At 36.5% G+C, this 18,093-nt stretch carries 19 protein-coding genes and 1 pseudogene; 9 read left to right on the forward strand and 11 right to left on the reverse strand.

The window, feature by feature from the left end; all coding sequences use genetic code 11:
• Nucleotides 1–26: 26 nt before the first annotated feature.
• Nucleotides 27–308 (reverse strand): type II toxin-antitoxin system ParD family antitoxin, encoded by a 282-nt coding sequence (locus VKJ25_RS18205; RefSeq protein WP_324238058.1) that lies wholly within the window; start codon nucleotides 306–308, stop codon nucleotides 27–29.
• A gap of 63 nt (nucleotides 309–371) precedes the next feature.
• Here VKJ25_RS18205 and VKJ25_RS18210 point away from each other — a divergent pair, with 63 nt between their 5' ends.
• On the forward strand, nucleotides 372–518 hold the full coding sequence (locus tag VKJ25_RS18210) for a hypothetical protein (RefSeq protein WP_324238059.1): 147 nt from the start codon (nucleotides 372–374) through the stop codon (nucleotides 516–518).
• On the opposite strand, the gene VKJ25_RS18215 is transcribed toward VKJ25_RS18210, so the two are convergent.
• Together VKJ25_RS18215 and VKJ25_RS18220 are read right to left on the reverse strand one after the other, a co-directional pair.
• Entirely contained in the window at nucleotides 497–772 is a 276-nt protein-coding gene (locus VKJ25_RS18215) for a DUF2442 domain-containing protein (protein ID WP_324238060.1), read from the reverse strand. The two genes, VKJ25_RS18210 and VKJ25_RS18215, sit on opposite strands and share 22 nt — an antisense overlap.
• Nucleotides 747–989 (reverse strand): DUF4160 domain-containing protein, encoded by a 243-nt coding sequence (locus VKJ25_RS18220; protein ID WP_293086702.1) that lies wholly within the window; start codon nucleotides 987–989, stop codon nucleotides 747–749. The genes VKJ25_RS18215 and VKJ25_RS18220 overlap by 26 nt, the downstream gene beginning before the upstream one ends.
• Between VKJ25_RS18220 and VKJ25_RS18225 the strand changes: the two genes are divergently transcribed.
• The 3 genes from VKJ25_RS18225 to VKJ25_RS18235 all read left to right on the forward strand — a co-directional run bounded on the left by VKJ25_RS18225 (nucleotide 983) and on the right by VKJ25_RS18235 (nucleotide 2,075).
• Entirely contained in the window at nucleotides 983–1,138 is a 156-nt protein-coding gene (locus VKJ25_RS18225; RefSeq protein ID WP_324238061.1) for a hypothetical protein, read from the forward strand. The genes VKJ25_RS18220 and VKJ25_RS18225 overlap by 7 nt on opposite strands.
• A 119-nt stretch (nucleotides 1,139–1,257) precedes the next feature.
• Complete coding sequence (locus VKJ25_RS18230) at nucleotides 1,258–1,587, forward strand: hypothetical protein (protein WP_324238062.1); 330 nt, start codon at nucleotides 1,258–1,260, stop codon at nucleotides 1,585–1,587.
• Nucleotides 1,584–2,075: a PIN domain-containing protein gene (locus tag VKJ25_RS18235; RefSeq protein ID WP_324238063.1), complete on the forward strand. Its 492-nt coding sequence runs from the start codon at nucleotides 1,584–1,586 to the stop codon at nucleotides 2,073–2,075. The genes VKJ25_RS18230 and VKJ25_RS18235 overlap by 4 nt, the downstream gene beginning before the upstream one ends.
• 182 nt (nucleotides 2,076–2,257) lie before the next feature.
• On the opposite strand, the gene VKJ25_RS18240 is transcribed toward VKJ25_RS18235, so the two are convergent.
• Nucleotides 2,258–4,993 carry a valine--tRNA ligase gene (locus VKJ25_RS18240; RefSeq protein WP_324238064.1) on the reverse strand — a complete coding sequence of 912 codons (2,736 nt, stop codon included), beginning with the start codon at nucleotides 4,991–4,993 and terminating at the stop codon, nucleotides 2,258–2,260.
• Nucleotides 4,994–6,288: 1,295 nt separating this feature from the next.
• Here VKJ25_RS18240 and surE point away from each other — a divergent pair.
• Complete coding sequence (gene surE, locus VKJ25_RS18245; protein WP_324238090.1) at nucleotides 6,289–8,388, forward strand: 5'/3'-nucleotidase SurE; 2,100 nt, start codon at nucleotides 6,289–6,291, stop codon at nucleotides 8,386–8,388.
• A gap of 309 nt (nucleotides 8,389–8,697) precedes the next feature.
• Here surE and VKJ25_RS18250 read toward each other — a convergent pair whose 3' ends face one another.
• The 6 genes and pseudogenes from VKJ25_RS18250 to VKJ25_RS18275 all read right to left on the reverse strand — a co-directional run bounded on the left by VKJ25_RS18250 (nucleotide 8,698) and on the right by VKJ25_RS18275 (nucleotide 11,372).
• On the reverse strand, nucleotides 8,698–8,940 hold the full coding sequence (locus VKJ25_RS18250; RefSeq protein WP_324238065.1) for a HigA family addiction module antitoxin: 243 nt from the start codon (nucleotides 8,938–8,940) through the stop codon (nucleotides 8,698–8,700).
• Between the two features lie 337 nt (nucleotides 8,941–9,277).
• Entirely contained in the window at nucleotides 9,278–9,595 is a 318-nt protein-coding gene (locus tag VKJ25_RS18260; RefSeq protein ID WP_324238066.1) for a hypothetical protein, read from the reverse strand.
• 605 nt (nucleotides 9,596–10,200) lie between these two features.
• Entirely contained in the window at nucleotides 10,201–10,317 is a 117-nt protein-coding gene (locus VKJ25_RS24705) for an element excision factor XisI family protein (protein WP_375340346.1), read from the reverse strand.
• A gap of 73 nt (nucleotides 10,318–10,390) precedes the next feature.
• Complete coding sequence (locus VKJ25_RS18265) at nucleotides 10,391–10,522, reverse strand: hypothetical protein (protein WP_324238067.1); 132 nt, start codon at nucleotides 10,520–10,522, stop codon at nucleotides 10,391–10,393.
• A 70-nt stretch (nucleotides 10,523–10,592) separates the two neighbouring features.
• Nucleotides 10,593–10,727: pseudogene (locus VKJ25_RS18270) on the reverse strand (fatty-acid synthase); the annotation flags it as partial.
• A 423-nt stretch (nucleotides 10,728–11,150) separates the two neighbouring features.
• Entirely contained in the window at nucleotides 11,151–11,372 is a 222-nt protein-coding gene (locus VKJ25_RS18275) for an element excision factor XisH family protein (RefSeq protein ID WP_324238092.1), read from the reverse strand.
• A 131-nt stretch (nucleotides 11,373–11,503) separates the two neighbouring features.
• Here VKJ25_RS18275 and mutL point away from each other — a divergent pair, with 131 nt between their 5' ends.
• From mutL to VKJ25_RS18290, 3 genes are all read left to right on the forward strand, one after another.
• Entirely contained in the window at nucleotides 11,504–13,267 is a 1,764-nt protein-coding gene (gene mutL, locus VKJ25_RS18280; RefSeq protein ID WP_324238068.1) for a DNA mismatch repair endonuclease MutL, read from the forward strand.
• 674 nt (nucleotides 13,268–13,941) lie between these two features.
• A complete protein-coding gene (locus VKJ25_RS18285) occupies nucleotides 13,942–14,766 on the forward strand; it encodes a SirB1 family protein (RefSeq protein WP_324238069.1) in 825 nt (274 codons plus the stop codon).
• Nucleotides 14,767–15,026: 260 nt separating this feature from the next.
• Nucleotides 15,027–15,674, forward strand: a complete 648-nt coding sequence (locus tag VKJ25_RS18290) for an alpha/beta hydrolase (protein ID WP_324238070.1) — start codon at nucleotides 15,027–15,029, stop codon at nucleotides 15,672–15,674.
• A gap of 132 nt (nucleotides 15,675–15,806) precedes the next feature.
• On the opposite strand, the gene VKJ25_RS18295 is transcribed toward VKJ25_RS18290, so the two are convergent.
• Nucleotides 15,807–16,262: an SRPBCC family protein gene (locus tag VKJ25_RS18295; protein ID WP_324238071.1), complete on the reverse strand. Its 456-nt coding sequence runs from the start codon at nucleotides 16,260–16,262 to the stop codon at nucleotides 15,807–15,809.
• A gap of 89 nt (nucleotides 16,263–16,351) precedes the next feature.
• Between VKJ25_RS18295 and VKJ25_RS18300 the strand changes: the two genes are divergently transcribed.
• Nucleotides 16,352–17,989, forward strand: a complete 1,638-nt coding sequence (locus VKJ25_RS18300; RefSeq protein WP_324238072.1) for a mechanosensitive ion channel — start codon at nucleotides 16,352–16,354, stop codon at nucleotides 17,987–17,989.
• Nucleotides 17,990–18,093: the final 104 nt, after the last annotated feature.

An 18,093-nucleotide genomic window follows, 5' to 3' on the forward strand; every position in this document is an offset into this window, starting at 1 on the left:
ATAATTAGGACGAGAAATTCCTATCATTATTTAATTATTCCTTGTTTCATTTCAGTTTCAATGTGGTTAATATCTGCCTCTAATTCTGCAAATACTTCTTCTCCATCAATTCCTTCACCACGATCTAGTTCTTCTATTCCCATTCTTATTTTTTCTTTTAACTCAACAAAATGTTTAGCACGAATACTCTCTTTTTCTGATAAAAGTCGCAATGCTTCTCCTACTACTTCTGTAGCGGATGAATACCTACCACTATTAACTTGTTCCTCAATAAATTTTCGCGCTTCTAGACTTAAAGATATGTTCATAAAAACGACCTAAATAATTGTCAAATTATTAAAATTATAACCCTAGTAGGAAAATATAGCAAGTTGCATAATTTCCAGAATTATCCGCACAAAAATACGGTCAATATTGATATAGATAAAGCAGGCGATCGCTCTTTTTATGAAGAGAGCGATCGCCACCATAACCAAACCAAAAATACCTGCTACTTTTACACCAAAGAATGTACTTGACTACCAGGAGCAGGTGCGCCTCGTAATAATCCTTCCGTACTAATATCTTCGTCTATTTCTTCCCAATGAATACCATAACCACCACCACATATTTCCCATGCTTGTAGTTGTTCGGGAGTTGCTTTTAATAGACGAGGATACCAAACTAAAGGAACAGTAATAGTACGTCCATCCATCAGTTCAACACTGAAAGTATCCTCTTGTATTTGTACATTTTTAACTCGCTCATCAGCTTGAGGTGTTGAAGTACTCATTCCATTTCTCCAAAAAATTTTGTTGATTTAATTCGACAATTGATTGAATTTTTCTTAACTCTTTAGGACTGAACCCAATATTCTTAGCTAGAGATACAGAAGATAACCAGAATTTGGCAGAAAGATTATCTCTATCAACATGAATATGTGGTGGTTCATTTGGTTCGTGACTATAGAAGTAAAAGCGATATGCTTCAAATCTAAGAACAGTTGGCATTTTTTACTACTAAAATTTACTTTATTAATAGCATATATTGTCAAGCTTGGCAAAATGTAGAAATAATTATGCAAGAATGGATAGAAACTGCTCAAGAATTAGGACGAGAAATTCCTACACCAAAAAATCGGTTAATATTGGCTAGATAGAAGAGGCGATCGCCTTCCTCATAAAGAGAGCGATCACTACCTTTTTTTATTACAACTTTTTGTGCTATCCTAAAGTAGATATTGCCTACTAAAAATAATCAAATCAAGGAGTGAAAATCATGGAAAACCCAATAGAAAAAATGGCAAAAGCAGCTACTAGAATAGATATTCGTGCTGCTGTGTCTGCGGCCAAGAATTACTTAATTTCAGTGAAAGATTTATTAGGAGGAACACAAGATATTAGACTAGAAGAAGTTGAATTATCTGAAAACGAACAATTTTGGTTAATTACACTTGGATATAACCGCAGAAAAGACCTTGCTTTACCTGATGAAGTTGATTATAGCGACTTATCTCCCGAATTTATTGGCATAGAACGAGATTATAAAATTTTTACAGTTAATGCTCAGACAGGTGTAGTTGAATCTATGAAAATCCGCGAATTATGATAATTGAAACTCAACTGTTAAAAAAATATCAAAGCAAAGGTATTTTAGTTGATACAAATATTTTGCTTTTATGGTTTGTTGGTAGAGTTAATCAAAAGCGCATTTCTCGATTTAATCGCACTAAAAAATTTCTACCAGAACATTATCAATTATTAGATAGACTATTAAAGTTTGCCAAAGTTGTTACCACCCCTAATATTCTGACAGAAGTTAATAGTTTAATTAATCAAATGGGCGAACCAGACCGCTCAAAATGCCTCAGTATTTTAGCTAAAGAAGTTACTAAACTAGATGAATTTTATCTTGAAAGTAGCACTGTCAGTCAAGAGGAAAAATTTACTAAATTTGGTTTAACTGACAGTGGAATTATCAGTCTAGTACAAGGAAAATATTTAGTATTAACTGACGATTTTCCACTAGCAAATTATTTACAAAGCATTGGAGTTGATACAGTTAATTTTAACTATTTGATTGATTATCAATGGTAGTTGAAAAAAACTAAAATCTTCAGTCCAAAGGCTTAAAATACAGTCAATATTGACATAGATAAAACAAGCGATAGAACTCCGTTCCGCTTCGCGATCGCCTTCCTAAGAAAAAGAGCGATCGCTACTATAATTAAACTAAAAATACCTGCTATTTCATATCAATAATTTTCAGATATATCTGCCTAATTTGACTTTAACTGATTCAGGCGATCGCGTAATATTTCTGCCTGTTTTTCTGCCTCTGCTAAATTATTTCTAGTTTCTTCTACAAATTTAGGATCTGCCTTCTCAACAAAAGCAGGTTTACTTAACCTTTTAGAAGTAGATAAAATTTCTTTTTCTAACTTTCCTAATTTCTTTTCTAACCGAGCTGATAAAGCTTCAATATCTACTACTCCAGATAAAGAAATTAAAACTTGTACGGTTCCAATCACACCTGCAATAGTTTGACCAATTTTTTCATCAATCTTAGCAGTAATATCTAACTTTTCAATCTTGACTAAATTCTGAATATAAACCTCTCCTTTTTGCAAAATTTTTCGTTCTTTTTCATTCTCACTTTGCAAAATTGCTGTGATTTTCACCTTGGGTTTAATATCAACTTCTGCCCGTAAATTTCTCAATGTCCGAATTACCCCAATTAATAATTCAAACTCCTCTTCTAGATCGGAATTAATTAAAGATTTCTCTAACTTCGGATAAGACTCCAAAGCCAAACATTTTTCTTCTCCAACCTGATTTAAAGTATGCCAAATTTCCTCAGTAATATGAGGCATAAAAGGATGTAATAATCTCAAAAATCCATCCAAAACATAAGCCAAAGTTTGCTGTGCCACTAACTTAGAATTTTCATCCTCACCCTGCAAACGAGACTTCACTAATTCCAAATACCAATCACAAAAATCTCCCCAAATAAATTCATAAATACCTTTAGCAGCTTCCCCCAAACCATAATTATCTAAATAATTACAAGTTTGCTGTACAGTCTGATAGAAACGAGACCAAATCCAACAATCAACTAACTCTAATTTATCCGCCTCTGGTTCTCCTAATTCTTGAGGAGTTTTCCCCTCTAATTTCATCATTACAAATCGAGCAGCATTCCAAATTTTATTAGTAAAATTTCGAGACGCTTCTACCGATGCTGACTCATCAGTTTCTCGATTATAATCCATCCTTACATCTTGTCCTGCTCCGGCAGTTTCTCGCATCAAAGTATAACGCAAAGCATCAGTTCCATACTTTTCAATTAATAATAATGGGTCTATTCCATTACCAACAGATTTAGATTGTTTTTTGCCGTTTTCATCTAACATTAAACCGTGAATATATACAGTTTCAAATGGCATTTCCCCAGTTAAATGTACTCCCATCATTGTCATTCTAGCAACCCAGAAAAAGATGATATCAAAACCAGTTGAAAGAGTGCTAGTCGGATAATATTTAGCTAAGTCGGGAGTGTTTTCCGGCCAACCTAATGTGGAAAACGGCCATAAACCTGATGAAAACCATGTATCAAGCACATCTGGGTCTTGTTGAATTTTTACATCATCTCCAAATTTTGCCTTTGCTTGCTCTAATGCTTCCGCTTCCGAACGAGCGACAATAAAAGGAGTGCCATCAGTAATTTCGCCATTAGTTTCGCTGATAGCATACCAAGCCGGAATTTGATGACCCCACCACAGTTGCCTAGAAATGCACCAGTCTTTAATTTTTACTAACCAGTCGCGATAAACTTTCGTCCAACGTTCCGGAACAAATTTCGGTTGATTGTGTTCATCTAATAATTCCAGTGTTTTCGTTGCCAATGGTTCAATTTTGACAAACCACTGAGTTGAAAGTAGAGGTTCTACAGGTACTTTCCCGCGATCGCTATAAGGAACGCTATGACTATATTCTTCTATTTTAACCAAAAACCCTTCTTCTCTTAATCGTTTGATAACATTTTTCCGTGCCTCAAAACGGTCTTGTCCGGCAAACACTCCGGCATTTTCATTCAAACTGCCATCCTTATTCATAATATTAATAAATGGCAAATTATGACGTTTACCCATTTCAAAATCATTGGGGTCATGGGCTGGAGTAACTTTAACACAACCAGTACCAAACTCAAGGTCTACCAACTCATCAGCAACAATAGGTATTTCCCGTCCCATTATTGGTAGAGTCAGAGTTTTGCCAATCAGATTTTTGTAGCGATCGTCATTGGGGTTCACTGCAACACCAGTATCTCCCAACATTGTTTCTGGACGAGTTGTAGCAACTTCCACATAACCACTACCATCAGTGAGGGGGTAGCGGAAATGCCAGAGGTTGCCATGAACTTCCTTATTTTCCACTTCCAAGTCAGAAACCGCAGACTGACTAGCAGGACACCAGTTCACCAAATAGTTACCGCGATAAATGAGACCTTGTTCATAGAGACGCATGAATGCTTCAATCACAGCTTTAGATAAACCTTCATCCAGAGTAAAACGTTCCCGCGTCCAGTCTGTAGAAACTCCGAGACGACGCAGTTGATTAACAATAGTACCACCAGACTCCGCTTTCCATTCCCAAGCACGTTCCAGGAATTTTTCCCGTCCGATATCGTAGCGAGTTTTGCCTTCAGCTTTCAGTTTACGTTCCAGAATAGTTTGAACTGCGATACTAGCGTGGTCAGTACCAGGGAGATAGAGGGTATTTTCACCCCGCATTCGATGGTAACGGATCAAAGTGTCAATCAGAGAATTATTAAAAGCATGACCTGCATGGAGACTACCTGTAACGTTTGGTGGAGGAATAACGATACAGTAAGGGTCTCCCGGTTGGTCAGGGTTGGCTTGGAATGTATTATTTTCTTCCCAATATTTTTGCCATTTAGCTTCAGTGGCAAACGGGTCATATTTGCTTGGTAGTTCAGGTATGGTTTTGGTCATTTCAGTTATTAATTATTAGCAGGATTTACGCAAAGCTACTATATATAGAGTCAAAAAACGATTGCGCTATAGTTTTAAACACTATATCTATGGTCGCTGCGTAAGTCCTGATTAGTTAACTTCCAATAGAGGAGTTTAGTTAACAGTACCTTCTAATTAATCAGGAGGCTGGAAATTCAAAGTTTCCTTAATATTCTGTAGTCAAGTTAGTCTGTAGATAGGGTTGTCAAGGGCAAAATTCATGTGCTATGTTAGTCTGGAATTTCTTAAAAAGATAGAGTGCGAAAACAGGAAAAACTATTTATCAGGTAAAACACGAATTACTTTCAAATTATCCGATCCAAGAGCTGCAAAAACCTACAATAAAATTCAGGGCGATTTGTATTAGATATCTCCAGAAAAGAGGGAACAGGTATGGAGGTAACAGGGAACAGAGAAGAATAATGGATAATTTCTAGATAAGAATTGATTTTACTTTTTATTTTTGGAGATGTCTATTTTATACATAGGACTAAAGCCATGAACGCTATTGGTAGGCGGAGCTTTGCGTTCCGCAAAGCTCCGCTTTATATGTCGGCTCAAGCGCCGAAACACTACGCGACATGTAAAGGGCGCAACGCAAAACGCACCAATACCCCATATCTAGTGCCTTTGCTTAAGTCCCAGTATATTTCGGGATAATGAGGTACAGGATAAATGCTGAAAATATTGTACTGCTGGCCGGAAAGCCGATATGGGAGTTTATCTCACGGGTAAAGGAAAGCGCTGTAGGTGTTTTCTGACTCTTGTTTTAAATAGCAAAAACCTTGAGGCGATCGCTTAAAAAAATTATGGCGATCGCCTAAATTGGTAGACGCTATATAGAACCCATTTGGGATTTATAAAATTAGGTAGGGAGATAGTGAATATGGGGCTTTTTTCTACCTTTTTCCCTATTCTATTTTTCAATATCTCCTCTTGGGAGGGGTCAGGGGTAGGTTGAGTCCTGTCTACTTTGCCACAAACTCCCAGCGGGTGCAAAGATACCAAATCCCTTCTATAGTGTCTTTCAGTAAGTCCTGTAATAATTGATTTTACTTTTTATTTTTGGAGATATTTAAGAAATAAAGAGCCAAATGTTAAGACAAATTTATCAACGGTTAAAGTTTGTTTAAGCCCCTTGCTGTTGTCAAAAAAATCTGCTAGTATCAGCACTGCTTCTAATTTGCTAGTGTCATATCAAAAAAAAGGGTGTTTATATATTAGAGACTACGGAACAGTTCCGCGACGCCTCCCAAAATAGCGCTCGCCTTGATATCCTCTTAGTCAATGATGACGGCTTTGATGCCCCAGGTATTAATATTCTCTTCGGTCAATTAACTGAAGCGGGGCATAATGTGACGATGGTAGGACCAAAAGAACAACAAAGTGGTACTGGTATTGCCATTGATGCCGATCGCATTTTTCAACCCATCGAAACAGTCAACATTGCTCCTAATAAATGGTTCGTCGATGCTACCCCTGTCGTAACAACTCAAGCAGGTTTGGATTTTATTCTCGACGGCGAAGAACCAGATTTAGTGATATCCGGTATCAATGAACGAGCAAATATCGGTACTAATATTGCTATTTCTTCTGGCACTGTTAGCGCTGCTACCACTGCTATCCGTCGAGGTATTCCGGCGATTGCAGTCAGTGCTGGAGGAAGTGATGAAGAAGCTACCGATAGAGCATACACTATTGGTTCTCAGTTTGTAGTAGATGCAATCGACCAGTTGATTGCCACTCAAACCCCAGGAGAAGAACTACTACCAGAAGGTGTAGGGTTGAACATCAACATTCCAGGGGAGTTTCCGGAAGGAATAGAGGGCGTGCGAGATGTAGCATTTACCAGGTTAGACGAAACTACAACTTTTAATATCTTTTTTGGCGAACTTCCCTCCAGTTTTGGAGAGGGGGCAGGGGTATTGGTGAGCGGTGTCGAGCCTATAGAACCTAGTGCTATCAATGACCCGACTTCCGAAGGAGAACAATTTCTCTCCGGTGCAATAACTGTTACTCCCATTGATGGCAACTGGAGTTCATCAGAAACTGTATTACAAAACTTGAGCGATCGCTTTGCTGCTGCACCCGCTAATCCTACTGTCACTCCCCTCAATATTCTCATTACCAATGACGATGGTTTTGACGCTCCTGGTATAGCAGTCTGGCGCGATGCCTTAATTGCTGATGGTCACAATGTTACTTTAGTTGCTCCCAAAGAGCAGCAAAGTGGTCAGGGAACTCGTCTGGATGTAAACGCCATTTTACAACCTGTAGAAATAAGTAACTTTTCCGAAAACGAATGGTTTGTTGATAGTAGTCCCCGCACCGTTACCTGGGCAGCTTTGGATTTCATTCTCGCCGACCAACCACCAGATTTAGTAATTTCCGGTATCAATGAAGGACAAAATATCGGTCCTGGGGGTGCGGTTTCTTCAGGAACTGTGAGTGCTGCTGTTACGGCTCTTTTGCGGGGAGTACCATCAATTGCATATCTAGGGGAAGACGACAGTCGCCCTAGTACAGAAATTGCTTATCAAATCGGCGCAGACTTTGTGGCAAACACAATCGCTCAATTACAAGCAACTCAGGGAAGCGATTCTGGGATTTTGCCTCCAGGAACTGCCCTCAGTGTTAATATTCCAGTAGATTTCCCAGAGGGAGTCGAGGAAATACAGGGTGCTGTATTGACTTTACCCGATGCTATTACTCCCCTTGAGATTACTTTCGGTCCTCTTCCCGAAAATTTTGGTGGTGGCGTGGGATTAGGCATTGCTACTACATCACCAGATGATATTACTAACATTCCGCCACTCTCGGAAGGGGGGCAGTTTTTGTCTGGGTTTATTACTGTATCTCCCTTAGATGGAGATTGGACAGCTCCCGACGATCTACGTTTAGCGACGAGCGATCGTCTCGCTGCTCTTAATGTTCCCCAACTGCCTGATACCGCTTTCGATCCAGTGACTGGCATTTCCGTGGAGGAACTCTATAACGATGAGTTTTATCTGAGTAACAACCCTAGCGTTGCTTCTGCGGTAAATGAAGGAACTATATCTGATGGTTTGACTCATTTTCTTCAGTTCGGTCAAGCTGAGGGTCGCGATCCGAGCATTTTCTTCAATACGGATTTTTATTTAGCTAATAATATAGATGTAGCGACAGCAATAGCAGCAGGAGAAACGACTGCGGTTAATCATTTCGTCAATTTTGGCGAATCGGAAGGTCGCTCCCCTAGTGCTAGTTTCGACGAAGGTTTCTATTTAGAGAACAATCCCGATGTTAGCGCTGCTGTTGCGGGTCGGGAATTTGGCAATGGTCTCCAACACTTTGTTTTATTTGGAGAAAACGAGAACCGTTTGGCAGTAGGATAATTTGAGGGAAGGGAAGACAGAAAAATCAAGGAAAAATTATTTCTCCTACTTTATCTGTCTTCCTTTCCTGGAAGCAGAGTCTATATTATTCTGACTAAAGAAAATTGACAAATTATTATGCTAAATATCAGGAGTATTAGCGATCGCTTATCTGCTACAAAATTGTCAATCTGTCAAACTGCTAATAAAGTCAAAATGTAGGGGCAAACGGCGGTTCGCCCCTACTGTTTGCTGCACTGAATTATTAGACTGGATCAAGGCAAATCAAATAGCAGACAAACGCTTGACTTCAATATCACCAATGGTCATTTATGCTTGCCAGAGATCGTACTGGGTTTGCTGTTTAAGCCAACTTTCAGCGGATGTACCAAAAGCTTTAGAAAGTCGTATGGCTATCTCAGGGGTTATGTTTGCCTTACCATTCAAGATGGCAGACAATGTTTCTTGGCTTACGCCCAAAGCTTCTGCAACCTCAGTAACGGTTAGATTCAAAGGTTCAATGCAGAGTTCTTTCAGCACTTCCCCTGGGTGGGGTGGGTTGTACATTTTCATCAATGGTAGTCCTCAAGATTAACATCAAAGGCATCAACTTCATTAAATTTGAAGGTGATACGCCAATTTCCAGATACTTTGACTGACCAAGTTCCTTTACGTTAGCCAGATAATTCGTGAAGTGCCAATCCAGGCAAATTCATATCTTGTGGGCAAGTTGCTACATTCAGACGTGCTAAAATCAGTCTGATGCGATTAACATATTTAGCTTGAATACCACGAGTTCCGATTCAAAAAATCGCTCTAAACCACGATGCTTGAAGTTAATTATCATTATTATCTTACATGAAAAATAGGAGCTAATTATAACTCTTATTTAAACTGAGAACTTCAACCTTTAGAAGACAGGAATATAAACCTTAGCACCAGAAAACTGGAAGTAAAACTCATCTCCAACTCGTCTCCACGAACCGTCAATTCTATCCACATAACGTCCTTGATAAACTTCTATAATCGCATCACCGCTTTTACCTGCATAAATAGTTGCTCCTTCATCTGTATGTGGAACACCAACTTTGTAAATAGCTCCATTCTGATTGCGCTCTCTACCGATCAAACAGTATCGAGTCCTATGACCGTTTCTAGCTATTAGATCAACTTCTAAATAATTAAATCTTTTGCAATTTACAGGACGAGAAAAACTTGGCTTTGCCATTCTTAACAAGGATACAAAGATAAGTATTGGAACAATCTTTATCCCACCTCCTTGCATAATTTTATGAATTAAATGCACCATAATAGCCTCCAAAATAAGTAAATTGTACCTATATAATTAATCAGGTTACTGTACGATTAATTATGCAGAAAAATCGGAATAGACTATAAACTATTATTTCTAATACCTAGAGAACTGAGGGAAAAAATAAAATTGTGCTCAATGTTTAGGGATGAATGGGCAGCTATAATCTATATATAGAGCCTTGGTGCGTTACGAACTGGGCTAACAAACCCTAGTGGCGCGTCAAGACTAAAATTCTGGTTTAGAAGCAAGCAACAAGCGAAGACCTCTCCCCCAACCCCTCTCCTGCGAGGAGAGGGGGGTTCTCTCCCCCTTCCCTTGCAGGGAAGGGGGTTGGGGGGTTAGGTTTTTTAACCTACATTTTCAAGCTTGATGCGCCACTAGCAATAGTAAGTCTTGTTTGTGTGACGAAATTTTCAGCAAAGAATAGTACCACAAGAATAAAGTAATTCTAGTTGTCAACTAAAGGTAATAAAACTGATAGCTAATAGCTCACTGCTAAATAGCTAAATGTTTACCTATTAATAAACAGCAAAATCAGTAATCTTACGTCCCTCAGGTGTTTTGAAAGCAAGTACAATTTGGTGATGAGGTACACCTAAATTAACAAGTTCATTATCAACACCATCTTGTTGTATCTAAAATTTTTTGGTTGATCATCTCAAGATGAATTAAAGTTCTATAAAATCGTCTACTTTTTTGCCAACCTATTTATATTAGTAAGTAATGATTTCGAGTTTCATCTATAACTAATTGACATTGCATTTCTGGGTCATTTCCAATATATTCAATATAGTCTTCTAAGACTTTAATAATTACTTCCTTAAGTTCAATATTTAACATATCCATCTAACGGGATTAAAGCTAAAAAGATGTAATATTTGATTGAGGTACTGATAACTGATAACTGAATTTAACGTATCCATTTAACAATTACCTCTTCAGTAGGATTAAAACTAAAAAGACGTAATATTCGATCTTCTATTAACATTATTCCAGCTTCTTCTTCAAAAACTGATTGACGTACTTTTTCAGAAACAGCTAAATATAATTTTCCCTCAGATTATTCAGCAATTAATAATTAGGGTTTGCTGATTAAATATGACAACATTAACAGATAAAGGTAAGTGCCTTTTTTAGTCCGGAAAAAGTACCAGCTTTTAGGTCTTGAAAGCTAAAAAGTCTAGTATTTTTGGCTAATTGTGACAGAAAATCCAGGGATAAGTCTTCCTCCTACCTCTTCTGTAATTCCCATTCCTCCTGGATTGCTGGATTGCTGGATTCTGACTCCTCCCCCTACCACTCATACTTTTTCAGCAAACCTTAATTAATAATTATATTACCCCTTCTTCAAAGAAGAGGATTGACTAATCAGGAAAATTTTTATCCCCTTAAAAGGGGAGGCTTCCAGGCGTGAATTGTTGAATGAATAATTATTGACTATCAACTTTGAATTATTAATTATTAACTATTAATTATTAATTATTCGGTAACGATTTAAAATATGTTCATACAACACAAAATGACCAATAGCTTGTTCTAAATCCTTCATTTCCGAAGCACTCCGAAAACTTTTGACTTCAATAGCAATTTTTTCTAGTCCTTTTGCTGCTCCAATGAGACGTTCTGCACCTAAATCGACAAATAAATTTTTGCCCCTTGTAAGTTTAGGACGATATGGATCGTGAGTAATTGTCTATCCATCTTTTAAAAGAGCAGATTTAACAGTATTATGATAATAATCGCGGGCTGGCATTATGGCTATTTTCCTTAACAGTAATTAGCTATGATTAATTATAGCTTTTTGTTACTGCTTTGATATAAATGCAATCTAAAATTCAAACCTTACCAAAAGAAGTTGTCAATTTAATTGCTGCTGGAGAAGTGATAGATTCTTTAGCAGCGGTAGTCCGAGAATTAGTAGAAAATTCTCTGGATGCTGGTGCAACTCGGATCATAATTTCTATCTTTTCTGAACAGTGGCGAATCCAAATTTCTGATAATGGAATGGGTATGAATTTAGTTAATTTAAAACAAGCAGCAAATCCTCACAGTACGAGCAAAATTACTAATCTTAAAGACCTGACAAAAATTACCAGTTTAGGATTTCGGGGAGAAGCACTTCATAGTTTAGCAAATCTCTCCAATTTAGAAATATTAAGTCGTCCTAAATTACCTATTTCGGAAAAGGAAAATGAAGGTTGGCGAGTTCTTTATAATCAACAAGGAAAAGCTATTAAAACTGAAAGAGTTGCTATTGCCCCTGGTACTATTGTCAAAGTTTCTAATCTCTTTGGGAAATGGCCTGTACGTCGTCATGCAATGCCTTCTCCAGGACAACAAATGCGCGGCATACAATTAATTATTCAGCAAATATCTCTTTGTTATCCTGATGTGACTTGGCAAGTTTGGCAGGGTAGTAAATTATGGATACAAATTAGTCCTGGCGCTACGGCAAAACAAATTTTACCTCAATTTTTATCGACAGTAAGATTGAATGATTTACAATATATTCAACAAGAAATTGATGAGGAAGAACCAAAAGAATTAAATGCCGAAATATCAAATTTTTCCGAATATAAAGATTCTCAAATTTTGGATAGACAATCATTAGAATTAGTCTTAGGTTTACCTGATAGATGTCATCGCCGAAGACCAGATTGGGTAAAAGTTGCTATTAATAATAGGGTAGTAAAAGTTCCAGAATTAGAACAAACAATTATTAGTTCTTTAGCGCGGACTTGTCCTCGCGATCGCTATCCTGTCTGTTTTATTCATTTACAAATTTTTCCCTATCAAATTAACTGGAACCGTCATCCGGCAAAAACAGAAATTTATCTAGATAATTTGAAATTTTGGCAACAACAAATCAATCTAACAATTGGGAAAGCATTACAATTTAGTTCACAGATTATGCCAGAATTTCCTTTATCAGAAAGAGTGGAAAAAATCTTAAAAGTCTCAGAAAATACAGGCAATTATCAAAGTCGTCGAGTTCTAGAAAATTCACCAGATAATTCTGAACAAGAAAATCAAGAATTAGGATTAATAGAATTAAAAGCGATCGCTCAATTACACAAAACTTATATATTAGCTGAACATCCCAATGGAATTTGGTTGATAGAACAACATATTGCCCATGAAAGAATTTTATATGAAAAATTATGCGATGCTTGGCAAATAATTTATTTAGAAACTCCGATTATTTTACATCATTTATCTTCTGTTCAAATAGAACAACTTCAACGGTTAAATATAGAAGTAGAAATCTTTGGAGATTTTCTTTGGGCTGCTCGTACTGCTCCGGCAATGTTAGCTAAAAGAAATGACTGTGCCGATGCTTTAATTGAACTTAGTAAAGGTGGCGATTTAGAATCAGCTAAAGTAGCTACAGCTTGTCGTAGTGCTATTAGAAATGGAACTGCTTTAAGCCTACCACAAATGCAAAGTTTATTAAATAAATGGCAACTTACTCGAAACCCTCGTACTTGTCCTCATGGTAGACCAATTTATTTATCTTTAGAAGAATCAGCTTTAGCTCGTTTCTTTAGAAGAAATTGGGTAATTGGAAAAAGTCATGGCATTTAAACAGTTATCAGTTATCAGTAATTTTAAGGTTACTCTCAGATTTATATAAACCTGCCCTCATGCACATTTTTAACTGTGTCAGTAATAGTGCAATAGTAGGGGCAGGTTTTTGCTAGAACTTTAATGGTTAATCTCAGATTTATATAAACCCGCCCTCATGCACATTTTTAACTGTGTCAGTCTAGTAGAATAAATTAAAAAACTTTCAAATTTTTTTATATATTTTTGATTTCCAAATCCACAGAAATAATGGAGAATAAGTCAGAAATTTGTCAGATTTTTTCTTAGGGCTTTCCTTACCAAACTCAAAGTAAGAAGGTAAGCATTCAGCTATTAGCGGTCAGCAATAATATTCTGTCTTAAAGCTATCGATTATAAAGTTCTATGTCAATAGAGATGTTTATTAAAGTATAGTTTTAAAACAGGGGTTGAAATCTCAAACAAAAATAATGGTTGATAGCTAATAGCTGACGGCTGAATGCTGACAATAAGGTTTAATAGTATTAGCGATCGCTTCATGGTACAATTATAATTCTGACGATTTCATAATTAGGTAGTTTGATAAATGATGTAATTATAAAATTATAGTAAGACAATTAGCTGACTGTAAATTTACGCTAAAGCTTGATTATAACCTAGTCAAAAATAATTTTAATTATAATTGGGTACTAAATATGAATGATTCTCCATATCGACAGTTATTTTATTCAGAAATTAATCAATCTGATGAACAAATAGATTTAGCTAAAGCTGCTCTTTATTTAGCATTAGAAGATGATAGAGAATTTGACCCCGATGAATATCTAAACGCTCTTGATACAATGGCAAATGAAGTGCAAGAAACATTGCCAGAATCTCTCTATCCTTTACGAATTATTAAAAGTATAAATAAGTATCTTTATAATGATTTAGGCTTGACTGGAAATACAACTAATTATTACGACCCTAAAAATAGTTTCCTCAATCAAGTAATAGAAAGACGTACTGGCATCCCAATTACTTTATCCCTAGTTTATCTGGAAATTGCTAAAAGAATTAATTTTCCTATGGTTGGTATTGGAATGCCAGGACATTTCTTAATTCAACCTGATTTTGAAGAAGCTGGTATATTTGTAGATGCTTTTAACCAAGGAGAAATTCTTTTTCCTCAAGATTGTCAAGAAAGATTGGCCCAAATTTATGGTCAACCAGTGGAACTGCAACCTCAGTTTTTCGCAACTATAAGTAATAAGCAGTTTCTAGCACGAATTTTGACAAATCTTAAGGTAATATATTTAAACAGAAATGAAGGGTTAAAAGCTATTGCAGCCATTGACCGAATTTTACTATTATTTCCAAATGCAGTTGTCGAAAAGCGAGACCGAGGCGTATTATATTGTCAGCTAAATTTTTGGGCAGAAGCTCGTCAAGATTTAGAAAGTTATGTAGTTAATATTCCTCAAGCTGAGGATGCAGAGATAATTAGGCAATTATTGGCTAAAATGATAACTGATAGCTGATTTTAACCTCTTTTATTATCAGCATTTTCTGCGGAATACTTTCCTACGGGATGCTACGCTTTCCGCAAACATAACTTTTAATTTTCGAAGGTTAGCTGACAGAAATGTTTCATTATTATTCACACCTTGACTACTAATTCCTTCTACCAGGATAATGAGTTAATAACTTATAGCTGATAGTTAATAGCTGACGGCTGAATGCTTACCAAAAAAAACTATTGAACAGTAATGTAATCATTAAAATTGTGAGGAATAACACCATGAAAAGTCTTTTAAATTTAGGAGCATCTATCAAAAAATTATTTCAATTTGCTGGTTTCAGTAAACAATCATCCAAATTGTTATACATTTCTTTAGCAGGATTTTTAACAATTATTTCTAGTATTTTAATTTTTACTTCTCAACCAGCAAATGCGATAGATGAAATTAAAATTACCTATGGCTCTATTAATATACCTTTAGCTATTGCTGATTTAGAGAAATTTGCCGATACAGGAGAACAGTCCGAGCAATTAAAATCACTATTTTTAACAGCGGATGCTACCCAGGAAAATATTAAAACAGTCCGGCAAATTTTAACTTATAAGTTAAAGGTTGAACCTGATTTTATAACGAATTTATTAGAATCACGTTATGGAGGACTTGCTGTTGTAGAATTTAGTCGCTATTTTGCTCCAGATAGTGATGTCTCTCAAATAACCGATGATATTTTGGCTACAATTGACGAAATTATTGATGATGGAGAAGTATCGTTTTTAGAACTGGTACAAAAGTTTAAGTGGACTGATAAAGTGGTCATTAATGCTAAAGGTATTGAAACATTCTTTGTAGAAGCTATAGAATTGGCCAAAAGAGGAGTAGAATTTTTGAAAGAACAACCACAAGTACAAGAAGTTATCTGTGAATAACTTATTTTAAGTAGTGTGGGAAGTATAATGACTGTGGGAAGTGCTGGTAGAAACTATTTTATCTTGACTATCTAGGAATTTTGTATATAACTTTCCTACCCACTCCCTACTCCCTCACTCCTCGACTACTCCCTAATTATAAAAATACTGCTCTTCTGCTACTCTCTTCAAACGTCGTAGTTGAGCTTCCATATCTGCTTTAGTCCATGAAGCAGCAAACTGATTAAAACCAAATCTGATTATAGAATTAGGTATCTCAAATTCAAAACGATTGAATAAACGAGTACCTTCAAGTTCAGGTTGACATTCCCAGCGATCACGACCTTGGAAAAAACCCTGAAATTCCCAAACAATTAAACCAGGTTCTCGTTCCACCACGATACTATATAAAGATGGTTCCAAAAAAGGAATATTAATAATAAATCTACTACGACTCCCGACAAAAGTATTCCAACTACCTATAGCTTCACAACGTAGCATGGGATTTAACCACTTGTGCATGAGAATGTTATCTGTAATACAACGCTCTACAGTCGTGGCACTAGCATGGATAAAAATATTTTGCTCGAAAACTTGACTAAATGGCATAGTTACCGAAAAATTGGGTGTAAAGTCTCGCCTTTCTAGGTGGACTTTAAATAATTGCTAATTAAAACTTACATTAACTCAAAAAAACCATGAATGGCACTTGGCAAATTATTGCAAAATCAATCAATATTATGGAGCCAATCCAAGCTAATTCGATCTTAGTTTCAGATTTTTTGGCACAAACTAATCTAAATCCACTAGAACTGTCCCAAAGTATTAATCAAGCTAGAATTTGGGACACAGTTGCAGCTATTGTAATTTTAGTTATAGGTTGGATAGTTGCTGGGATTATTGCCAGCATAATTGGTGGACTATTCAAGAAGACCAATATTGACAATAAAATTGCTGGTTGGGTTTCAGGTAATCAGGAACAAGCTCAAAGTCTAGCTGTAGAGAAATGGATATCCTCTTTGGTGTTCTGGATCGTAATGATCTTTGTTCTGATTGCTTTCTTTGACAAACTGAACCTGACAGCAGTTTCTGAACCTCTAAATGCTTTCCTTACAGAAATTACTAGCTTCTTACCTAGTATAGCTGCTGCCCTAATTTGGCTAGGTATTGCCTGGTTAATAGCAACTATAGCTAAATTAGCAGTAAACAAAGGACTTAAAACATTTGGTCTAAATGACCGTTTGAGTCAACAAGTTAGTGATGGACAATTAGACAGTCAAGTAGATATTAGCAATACCATTGCTAATGCTATTTACTGGCTGATTTTCTTGCTATTTTTACCAGCAATCTTAGAAGCTTTACAACTACAAGTTGCTCTGCAACCTGTGCAAAACATTGTAGACCAAATCTTACAAGCTCTACCTAAGATTCTCAAGGCTGTTATCCTAGTTACAGTTGGTTGGTTAATTGCTACTGTAGTCAAGAAAGTTGTTACTAATTTACTTGCTGCTACTGGTTTAGACCAAATGGGTAATAAGTTCGGTATGAGTCAAGAGAGTGGTAGTCAAAATCTTTCTGGGATTATTGGTACTTTTGTTTATGTATTGATATTAATTCCTATAGCGATCGCTGCTCTGAGTGCTTTGGATATTGAGGCTATTACTACTCCAGCAGTGGCAATGCTTAACAATATTCTGACATTTGTTCCTAAAATCTTTGCGGCTGCTGTAGTTCTGGTTATTGCTTATTTTGTTGGTCAATTTCTGCAAGATTTAATTACCAATCTTCTTACCAGTGTTGGTTTTAATAATCTTTTCAATTGGCTTGGTTTAAATTCAACCCCATCTAGCGATCCAAGTGCAACTGTACTTCAGAAAGAAGGTACTACTCAACGGACTCCCTCAGAAATTGCTGGTCTAGTAGCTTTTGTAGGTATTATTCTTTTTGCTACAGTTTCAGCTACTCAAATTATGCAGCTTGAAGCTTTGACTTTAATAGTCAATGTAGTAATTGGAATTGGTGGTCGGGTTTTCTATGGTTTGGTAGTTTTGGCTATAGGTCTATATTTGGCTAACCTTGCTTATAATTTAATTACCAGTTCTGGTAATTCTCAGGCTAAACTTTTAGGCCAACTTGCTCGGATTGGAATTATTGTTTTAGTCTCAGCTATGGCTCTGCAACAAATGGGTATTGCTCCTAGTATTGTTAATTTAGCTTTTGGATTGTTTATGGGAGCTATGGCAGTAGCTATTGCTTTGGCATTTGGTTTGGGAGGACGAGATATTGCTTCTTCTCAAATTCAAGATTGGTTAGAACAGTTTAAGACGAAGAAATAAGGAGTCAGCAGTTAGCGTTCAGCAGTCAGCATAATTTTTTTGGCAGAAGCCCTTGGAGGAAATTTCCACTAAAAGTTGATAGCTGATAGCTAAAAGCTAATAGC

The sequence above is a fragment of the Okeania sp. genome, assembly GCF_035285525.1.
Taxonomy (GTDB): domain Bacteria; phylum Cyanobacteriota; class Cyanobacteriia; order Cyanobacteriales; family Microcoleaceae; genus Trichodesmium.